Annotated in this window: 7 protein-coding genes; 6 read left to right on the top strand and 1 reads right to left on the bottom strand. The window is 67.1% G+C overall.

The genetic code is table 11. The features are described from left to right. Window positions 1–694: 694 nt before the first annotated feature. A complete protein-coding gene (locus AC1D1S_RS18090; RefSeq protein ID WP_476995099.1) occupies window positions 695–1,273 on the top strand; it encodes a histidine phosphatase family protein in 579 nt (192 codons plus the stop codon). Window positions 1,274–1,282: 9 nt separating this feature from the next. On the opposite strand, the gene AC1D1S_RS18085 is transcribed toward AC1D1S_RS18090, so the two are convergent. After that, window positions 1,283–2,182, bottom strand: a complete 900-nt coding sequence (locus AC1D1S_RS18085; protein ID WP_243177498.1) for a C2 family cysteine protease — start codon at window positions 2,180–2,182, stop codon at window positions 1,283–1,285. A 344-nt stretch (window positions 2,183–2,526) separates the two neighbouring features. On the opposite strand from AC1D1S_RS18085, the gene AC1D1S_RS18080 reads away from it, so the two are divergent. The 5 genes from AC1D1S_RS18080 (at window position 2,527) to AC1D1S_RS18060 (ending at window position 6,517) form a co-directional block, all read left to right on the top strand. After that, a complete protein-coding gene (locus tag AC1D1S_RS18080) occupies window positions 2,527–3,171 on the top strand; it encodes a DNA alkylation repair protein (RefSeq protein WP_476995100.1) in 645 nt (214 codons plus the stop codon). Window positions 3,172–3,290: 119 nt separating this feature from the next. After that, entirely contained in the window at window positions 3,291–3,779 is a 489-nt protein-coding gene (locus tag AC1D1S_RS18075) for a hypothetical protein (protein WP_028276302.1), read from the top strand. An 82-nt stretch (window positions 3,780–3,861) separates the two neighbouring features. Beyond that, the gene (locus tag AC1D1S_RS18070) at window positions 3,862–4,707 is read left to right on the top strand and encodes a DUF4097 family beta strand repeat-containing protein (protein WP_476949521.1); all 846 of its coding nucleotides are present in this window, start codon (window positions 3,862–3,864) and stop codon (window positions 4,705–4,707) included. 32 nt (window positions 4,708–4,739) lie between these two features. Beyond that, entirely contained in the window at window positions 4,740–5,684 is a 945-nt protein-coding gene (locus AC1D1S_RS18065) for an ATP-binding cassette domain-containing protein (protein WP_476995098.1), read from the top strand. Then, entirely contained in the window at window positions 5,681–6,517 is an 837-nt protein-coding gene (locus tag AC1D1S_RS18060) for an ABC transporter permease (RefSeq protein WP_476995097.1), read from the top strand. The genes AC1D1S_RS18065 and AC1D1S_RS18060 overlap by 4 nt, the downstream gene beginning before the upstream one ends. Window positions 6,518–6,667: the final 150 nt, after the last annotated feature.

Here is a 6,667-nt window from a genome sequence, read left to right as displayed (position 1 = left end):
TCCGTGTCCCTCGGAATGATCCCCGAGGGATCGCCCGGGCCAAGGAGGGGATTCCACTCAAGGTCCTCGTAGAACAGGTTCACGCCCACATCGGCTGGCTGTCCTGGCAGACGAGTTCGGTTGGTGAGCCTTTCCAGGCCTGAATTCCACAGAAGTGGTCCTCTGCGGTCCTGCGCACCGTACGAAACCTTCTTCCGCGACGGGGAAGTGGACGCCAGCGCCGCGTCTTTGGTGGCCCTGGCCGCAGTTACCGTCTTTGGGCCTGGGGGCGGTTGCTCGAGATCCATCCTTACTTCTCCTGTCCAAGAGGTGACCGGAGCGCTCCCGTTGTTGACCGCAAGCGGCTCCGCCTGAGAGGGGCTCAAGGGATGCAATATGCTCCGCCGTGCAGCGGTTGTTGCGGCATGAGGGCTGGGCCCCGGACGGCTATCGGCCATCTGAGGAATGACTCTCGTGTGAACTTTGCGTCCGGTGCTTGCCATGCGTCAAGGGACTATGCGAAGTGGCGGTGTTTTGTGATCGCTCTTGTCGCATTTGCCGATGACGAGGATGCTCGCGGCGGCTCCGATGACGTCGTCGGTGAGGGTTTCGAGCTGGTTGATTTGAGGACGCGGGTGATCTGGTACGTGGGTCCCGCGCTCCCAGGCCGGCGCCTCTGTCATCGCCAGCCTGCCGTCAGGGCAGAATGGAAGGCATGACCTCTACGACGTTCGCCCTCATCCGCCATGGCCAGACAGACTGGAATGCACAGCGCCGGCTGCAGGGATCCACCGACATTCCTCTGAACGACATCGGCCGCGGTCAGGCTCGCGACGCCGTCGCCGTCCTGTCCGGCTATGAATGGGACGCGATCGTGTCCTCGCCGCTGAGCCGTGCCGCTGAAACCGCCGATCTCATCGCCGCCGGGCTCGGGCTCAGCGTGGCCCGGCGCGTGCCGGAGCTCGCCGAGCGCAGCTTCGGACCCGCGGAGGGCCTGCAGGACGGTCCTGAACTGGACGCACTGCGCATTCCTCATGGGTTCCGCGGAGCGGAAAGCGAGGACGAGGCCGCCGGCCGGGGGTTAGCCGCGCTTGAGGCGCTGGCCGAGGAGTTCCGTGGCCGCCGCGTCCTGGCCGTCGCCCATGGCACGCTCCTGCGCGTGAGTCTCAGCCGCGCCGTCGGCCGCACCCTGGACAGCATCGACAACGCCGTGCTCAACCTGGCCCACCACCATGCCGTCGACGGCTGGCAGCTCGAATACTTCAACGGCGAGYGGGCCATGGCTGCCGTTTAGGACTGCCGCTCAAGGATATGTCGGTATCGCGATGTACTGGTTGATGTTCGTTGACTGGAAGGTCGCAAAAGCCAGCGTGGTGTGGCCACCCTCCGGATCACCCACCACGACCGTTTGGTCGGAGGGATTCAGACCCAGCAATGCGTAGGAATGGTCGGAGACCAGCTCGCCGTCGGAGTTGGACGTCCCAAAGGTCACGAGGCCCTTCGCGAAATCCTGCTGCATCTGCTCAAAGCTCACTCCCGTCATGGGGCCGCCGGGGTTGCGGTCGACGCCCACTTCGCCGGTGATGGCATAGAGGGCGTTGTGCACATCATGATCCTGGGCGTTGCTGAGGTCGGTGCCATCGATGCCGCTGTAGCTGTTGCCGTTCGCGGCAGCCCACCCTTTCTCGATAATCGCGGCCCATGACACGTTTTTGCCATCGATATTTTCGATGCTGTTTTCAAAGGGCTTGCCGCGGCGGTATGGAAGATCACCGTTGACCGTGACCGTCACCGGATTGGACACCCCGTCGTACTTGCTGTGGAAAGAAATGGTGTAGGTGCCGTTGCCGTTGTCATGAACCATGTTCAAGACGGTCGCGGGGGCCCGGGAGGCCACTGTCATCAACGCTGCGAGGAAATAGCAATCGCCGGCGTCACCCTGCTTGATATTCGTCAAGTCTCCGGAGAGATCCGGGTTTCCGGAATCATCAAGCGCAAACAGAACTTGATTCGGGACCTTCTGGAAAGTCGCCCGTCCCGATACCGAAGGATTACTCACCGGGGCCCCGGACGCTCCCGGAGGCGGCGTGACCGGTGACCGGGTAGTCACGATCCACGCAATTCCAAGAATTACCATCACCGCCACCACTGAGAAAATGACGGCGGCGCGAATTTTTGCCGGCCTGGATCCTGCACGTTCCATGTTCCGAGCCCTCCCGTCCTGCGGGGTTCCAGCCCCGCAACGGCACCGCCGCGGCAACCTTCCGGGGGCTGCCGCCGTCGGGTCTCTCCCGGTTGATCAATTCATCAGCTGATCAACAGCTTGCCGCAGGCAACCAGTCTGGGGCAAGGGGCAGCGGGCGATTCACAGGTGAGCACCGGACGCTCACCGGCGTGCGCGGCCACGGTGCAGTCGTCTGTTTTCGTCGCCAAGCCGCTTATCGCCGCGGGCGGCCGAACCGCCGACGTATGCTGAATCGCACAAGCAACGGACAGGAGGCCGAGGTGGCCCAGACGACGGAAACCGGAACGACGGCGGCCGAGGTGATGGCCGAGCTGGCCGACCTCGAGGACCCGAGGATCCGGGACGTGAACGCCAAGCACGGTGACGACCACGGGGTGAACCTCGGCAAGCTGCGGGCGTTGGCCAAGCGGCTCAAGACGCAGCAGGAGCTGGCCGGTGAGCTGTGGGGGACCGGTGATACCGCGGCGCGGCTCCTGGCGCTCCTGATCTGCCGTCCGAAGGCGTTCGATCGTGATGAGCTGGACGTCATGTTGCGCCAGGCGCACACTCCCAAGGTGCAGGACTGGCTCGTCAACTATGTGGTGAAGAAGAACCCGCATGCCGAGGAACTGCGCGTGGCCTGGTTCGCCGATCCGGACCCGCTGGTGGCAAGTGCCGGCTGGGCGCTGACCACCGACCGCGTTGCGAAGAAGCCGGAGGGCCTCGACCTGCCAGGACTGCTCGACATCATCGAGGCGCAGATGAAGGAYGCCCCGGACCGACTGCAGTGGGCGATGAACCACTGCCTGGCCCAGATCGGGATTGAGCACCCCGAACACCGCGCCCGCGCGATCGGCATCGGCGAGCGCCTGGAGGTGCTCAAGGATTACCCGACGCCGCCGAACTGCACCTCTCCGTTCGCGCCGATCTGGATCGCCGAAATGGTGAACCGACAGGACGCCAACTAGGACTCAGGGCGAGGCCCTTCGCCCGTCCCCACCCTCATCGAGCCGCCGCACCAACCTGCGGATCACCCGTGACACCACGAAGGCTTGACGTGACACCACCGTGGTGTCACTATGGTGGCATGGAACTCGGACAATACGTCAACGACCTACAGCGGCAGCTAGTGGATGCCGCGGAGAACGGCTCGGAGGACACCCGCGCCGTGGCCGAGCGGCTCGCCGCCGGACTGGACGCCGCGACCCGGCTCGTGCTCCTCGACGTTCTCTCGGCTGCAGCCGGCGAGATCACCCGCGACCTCGCACCCGGATCAGTCGACATGCGGCTGCGCGGACGCGACGTCGAGTTCGTGGTGACCCAGCCGAACCCGGAATCTGACACCGACGAGCGGCCGGCCGCACCCCTCGACCTCGACGACGCCAGCACCTCGCGCACGACGCTCCGCCTGCCGGATGCCCTCAAGACGCGGGTGGACGAGGCCGCGGCTGCAGACGGCCTGTCCGTCAACACCTGGCTGGTCCGCGCGGTCGCAGCCGCTCTCCAGCCCAAGCAGCGACGATCCGCGCAGCGCACGCTGCGCACCGGCGACAACTTCGCCGGCTGGGCGCGCTAAACCGCCCACCTCACCACACGACACCCACCAACCACGCGGACCCGCGGGGTCGATCAAACACACCTAAAAGGAAGGCCCCAGCATGCCCACCTACGACACCCCCACCCCCATCGACCTCGCCATCAAACTGCAGGTCGGCGCGATCGAAATCATCGCCACTGACCGCGACGACACGGTCGTGACCGTCTCGCCGACGAACCCCGCGAAGGCGGTCGACCGGCGGGGCGCGGAAGAGACCAGGGTCGACGTCGACGGCCAGCGGCTCATCATCACCGGCCCCCGGCCCCGCATCAGCTGGATCGGCCCCACCGAGTCGGTCGATGTGAAGGTCGAGCTGCCGGCCGGGTCGCGGCTCACCGCCGAGATAGGGGTCGGCGGCGTGCGCACCGTCGGACGCCTCGGCGCTACCCGGATCAAGAGTTCGATGGGCCGCGTCGATCTCGACTCCACCGGCGACCTGTGGCTGCGCGCCTCGCACGGCAACGCGACCCTSGGCACCGCCGAGGGCGGGATCGAGATCACGGCCGACCACGGTCAGATCCGGATCGGCAAAGTCACCGGCGACGCGATCCTCAAGGCGTCGCACGGCACCATCCTGATCGGGGAGTCCGGCGGCGACCTTGAAGCGAAGCTCTCCTACGGCGACCTCGAGATTTCGAAGGCACTCGGCTCCGTCGCGGCGAAGACCGCCTACGGCAGCATCCAGCTCGCAGAGGTCTCGAGTGGTTCCATCCAGGTCGAGAGCGGCTTCGGGCAGGTCACCATCGGCGTGCGTCCCGGCGTTCCCGCCTGGCTCGATCTGTCCTCGAAAGAGGGGCACGTCCGCAACCAGCTGGACAGCGACCGCGCTCCCGACGCGTCCGAACAGACCGTCGCAGTGCGTGCACGCACCCAGCACGGCGACATCAGCATCCAGCGCGCCCAATGACTCCGGGCCACCAACAGAAGGGAACGAAGCACATGAACACGCCAGCAATCGAAGTCCGCGGGCTGCGGAAGTCCTACGGCGCAAAGGCCGTGCTCGACGACGTCGACCTCACCGTGGACGCGGGCACCGTCACCGCTCTGCTCGGCCCGAACGGCGCGGGCAAGACGACGACCGTGCACATCCTGTCCACCCTGGTGCGGCCCGACGGCGGCACGGCACTGGTGAACGGATGCGACGTCGTGCGCGACCCCGACGGCGTCCGCGCCGCGATCGGCCTCACCGGCCAGTTCTCCGCGGTGGACAAGCTGCTCACCGGCGAGGAGAACCTGCTGCTGATGGCCCGGCTGCGCCATCTTGGAGCGAAGCGCTCGAAGACCCGGGTGGCCGAGCTGCTGGAGCAGTTCGACCTCGTCGAGGCCGCCCGCAAGCCGCTCGCCACCTACTCGGGCGGGATGCAGCGCCGCCTCGACCTCGCCATGACCCTCGTCTCGGCGCCCAGTGTCATCTTCCTGGACGAGCCCACCACGGGCCTGGACCCGCGCAGCCGCCACACCATGTGGGACATCGTCCGCAGCCTGGTCGCGGACGGCACCACCGTGCTGCTCACCACCCAGTACCTGGACGAGGCGGACGAGCTCGCCGACCGCATTGCGGTGCTCGACGGCGGCCGGCTCGTCGCCGAGGGGACGCCGGACGAGCTCAAGCGCCTGGTGCCGGGCGGACATATCCGGCTCCGGTTCGCCGATGCCGCGCGGCTCGACGCCGCCTCCCGGCTGCTCGGCGAATCCGCCCGCGACGACGCCGGGCTCTCGCTCACCGTGCCGACCGCCGGCGGTGTCGGCGCGCTGCGCACCGTGCTGGACCGCCTCGACACGGCCAACCTGGAGGTCGACGACCTCAGCATCCACACCCCGGACCTCGATGACGTGTTTTTCGCGCTCACCGGCCGGGTCGASACGAAGGGRACCGARTCATGACCACCATCGCCGCCMAGCGCCGGACGGCCCCGGGCACCCGCCAGCAATCGCACGTCATTGCCGACTCGGTGACGATGCTGCGCCGCAACCTGCTGCACATGCTGCGCTACCCGGGCCTGTCGGTGTTCACCATCGTGGGGCCGGTAGTCCTGCTGCTGTTCTTCGTGTTCGTGTTCGGCGGCACGCTCGGGGCCGGCCTGCCCGGCGCTGATCCGGCCGGCGGGCGCGAGGCGTATGTCGCCTACGTCATGCCGGGCATCCTGCTGTTGACCATCGCCGGCAGCGCAGGCGGCATCGCGACGACCGTGTCGATGGACATGACCGAGGGCATCACCGCGCGGTTCCGGACGATGGCGATCTCGCGGGCCGCGGTGCTCGCCGGGCACGTGCTCGGCAATACCATCCAGGCGATTATCGCCGTCGTGCTCGTGCTTGGCGTCGGCCTCCTGATTGGCTTCCGCCCGACCGCCGGGTTTGTCGAATGGATCTCCGCCGCAGGTCTGATCGTGCTCATCGCGTACGCGATCAGTTGGCTCGGGGTGGCCATGGGCATGCAGGCGAAGTCGGCCGAGACCGCCAGCAACCTGCCCCTCGTCCTGACCTTCCTGCCCTTTCTCAGCAGCGGCTTTGTGCCGACCGAGTCGATGCCGGAATGGCTGCAGTGGTTCGCGCAGTACCAGCCCTTCACGCCGTTCATTGAGGCCATCCGCGGGCTGCTGCTCGGCACCCCGCTCGGCTGGAGCCCGGTGCTGGCAATCGGGTGGTGCGTCGTGATTGTGGTCGCCGGGTACGCCTGGTCGATGGMGATCTACGAGCGCAAGTCGGTGCGCTAAGCCCAGGGTGCACCCGGTCGCTGCGGGCGGTCGCGAGCGCATCGCGGCCGCCCGCCCTGTGCCTCAGCCGAGGTGGCGTCCGGCGTCAAGGCTGCCGCTGGTGAGCGCCGGCCGGACCGGCGGCGTCGCACTGGCGTTGCAATGCTGGAC

This window comes from Arthrobacter sp. P1_A5 (assembly GCF_056406825.1).
This window is presented reverse-complemented; position numbering and strand designations above follow the sequence as displayed.

What these genes read in the sequence shown, in the direction of transcription:
- AC1D1S_RS18085 (WP_243177498.1), bottom strand. Translation starts at nt 2,182, where the DNA reads ATGGAACGTGCAGGATCCAGGCCGGCAAAAATTCGCGCCGCCGTCATT.
- AC1D1S_RS18075 (WP_028276302.1), top strand. Translation starts at nt 3,291, where the DNA reads ATGGAACTCGGACAATACGTCAACGACCTACAGCGGCAGCTAGTGGAT.